Origin of the sequence: Clostridium sp., from assembly GCF_051656525.1 — a bacterium.
Classification (GTDB): Bacteria; Bacillota; Clostridia; order Clostridiales; family Clostridiaceae; genus Clostridium.
Genome location: NZ_JBOGCC010000296.1, coordinates 1 through 2502 on the forward strand (window position 1 = coordinate 1; position 2502 = coordinate 2502).

The 2502-nt window shown below is 27.6% G+C and carries 2 protein-coding genes; both read right to left on the reverse strand.

Going from position 1 to position 2502, the window contains the following annotated elements; translation table 11 throughout:
* Positions 1 to 153: 153 nt before the first annotated feature.
* A complete protein-coding gene (locus ACRDDY_RS14945; RefSeq protein ID WP_438565737.1) occupies positions 154 to 1167 on the reverse strand; it encodes a virulence RhuM family protein in 1014 nt (337 codons plus the stop codon).
* Between the two features lie 174 nt (positions 1168 to 1341).
* A partial coding sequence (locus ACRDDY_RS14950) for a helicase-related protein (protein ID WP_438565738.1) occupies positions 1342 to 2502 on the reverse strand: 1161 nt, incomplete at its 5' end.

Sequence of the window (2502 nt, forward strand, 5' to 3'; positions counted from 1 at the left end):
GTTCTCCATAGATACGGTTCACCACACCGTAAGTATAAACCTTTAAAATCCCCTAAATATACTATAATTAATAATATTTCAAATTCAAGTTTTAACTATATTTTTTTATAATAAATAGGATAGACTTATATAGCCTATCCATTATAAATTTCTTTAATTATATTCCTTTAGCAACTTATCAAAATCACTTTCATACTCTCTATCCTGAATTACTCTATATTTTTCAAATTCACTTTCTGCAAAAGCTTTTGCTATTTTCGCTGTTACTTTTCCTGAGTTATTTAAAATTTCATATTCGTTAAACTCTAAAAATGCATTTAGTTTTTTAGACCAATCCTCCATGGTCATTGGAACTCTTTTCTTAGCTTGATTTTCTGCATAATCAAGATACATTGTAACAATTCTGTTTAATGATTCTACTTCATCTTTAATTAAGTAATTCTTTGCAACTGAAACATCACTCTTTATTATTTTACCCTTTGGTGCTGACTTCCAAGTGGTTAGTCCCATATTCTTTTCTTCTGCGTTAGCCCTATCCATTATTAACTCAGCCGCTGTTTTACCATGTATAGCAAAATGTAATTTGTTTTGAACAGTTTTAAAAAACTCTTTAGTAGTACCTGCATCTATAGAGTAATCCATTGCTGTAGCATAAATATCAGTAATTTTTTGATAAAATCTTCTTTCACTTGCTCTTATTTCACGGATTTCTTCTATTAAATCATCAAAATAATCATCATTTAAAAAGCTTCCATTTTTCATTCTTTCTTTGTCAATTATGTACCCTTTTATTGAGAAATCCTTTAACACTGAACTTGCCCATTGTCTAAATACTATAGCTCTTTCAGAATTTGTTCTAAACCCAACAGCTATTACAGCTTCTAAATTATAGAATTTTGTATTATATTCTTTTCCATTACTTGCAACTCGTCGGAATTTCCGACAAGTTGAATTTTCATCAAGTTCACCATCTAAAAATATATTCTTCAAATGGCCTGTAATAGTTGTTCTTCCTTTTTCATAAAGACTTGAAATCATATCTTGTGTTAGCCACACATTCTCATCTGCTACTAATACTTCAATAGAATTTTCTTTATTTTGTGATGTGAAAATTAAAAATTCAGCTGTGCTATTTCTTACTTGAAGCTTATTACTTTCATTAATCAATTTTATGCCCTCCACTATTTATGAAACATTGTTAATTTATCTATGTTAAATGTAAGTTTATTCACTATATTAATAATCCTAATTATAGCATAAATCCATAATATATTTAATATCACTAGCTTAATTTTATACTTTTAAACATTCTTTCTATTTTGGTTCTTCACAGATCTGTCTCTATTTTCTATATTCTCTACTTCTTTTACTTTTATATCCTGAATTTTTTCTTCCGCCTCTAAATTTTGGTTTGTAACTGTCTCCTCTAAAGAATATATGTTTTTCTTTACAAGGTCTGCATCTTTCACTTGGATAGTCCCATGCTAGTTTTTTTCCACAATCTAAGCATACTCTTTCATGTTGAAGAAGGCTTGTTAATAGTAATTCATTTATTTTATTTGCAGTATTTTCTTTTTCTTCGCTTATATATTTATTGTCTATAAATAATTTAAAGTTTTTTGCAAAGGAATAGTTAAGTTCTAATGACTTATAGTAACTTTCTAGTTCATCTAGTTCTTTTTTTGCATTTACTATTTCTTTAAGCTTTGGTTTTTTTAAGTTTACTGCACCTTTGCTGTACATAATGCAGTATTCTTCCCATAGTGCCATTACCTTTTTATTGTTTTCTTCAAATGGAATTGTTGCCATTTTTAGAAGGTCTTCTTTTGATGCATTAACTTTAAGTTCTTTTAATCTATTTAATAAGAATATTATTGTTGTAACATCTGGTTTTTGGAAGTATCCTTTAGCTTTTGAAATACTCCACATTTTTAATGATTCTATTATATCTATATCTAATTCTAAAAGAGAGTCTGGAATTTCAATGTAGCATTTTTCTAATTTTTTTGTTCTTGATTTTAAGGCTGACCTTATTAAATCTTTATCTGATACAGTTGCTACATATCCTTCTTCATAAATTCCTTTTCTTCCTGCTCTTCCTGCTATTTGTTTTATCTCTGGAATTCTTAATCTTCTTTGAGATATTCCATCAAATTTTCTTGTTTCTAAAAATACAATACGTTTTATAGGTAAGTTAACTCCCATTCCTATTGCATCAGTACAAACTATAACTTCACTTTCTCCATCTAAAAATCTTTCAAACTGTTTTTTTCTTGTTGAATATGGAAGTGAACCATATATAATACTTGTTTTTATATTGTTACTTAAAAGCTCTGCTGAAACTGCAAGTGCTTTCTTTTTACCAAAAACAACTAATGCATCTCCTCTTTTAATATCTGTTTTAAGATTAAATTTATCTTCTTCAAATATTAAGTCAGTATTTCTCTTATGCTTTATTATTTCATAAGTATCATTACAGTCTTTTATAAGCTTAATTACAAT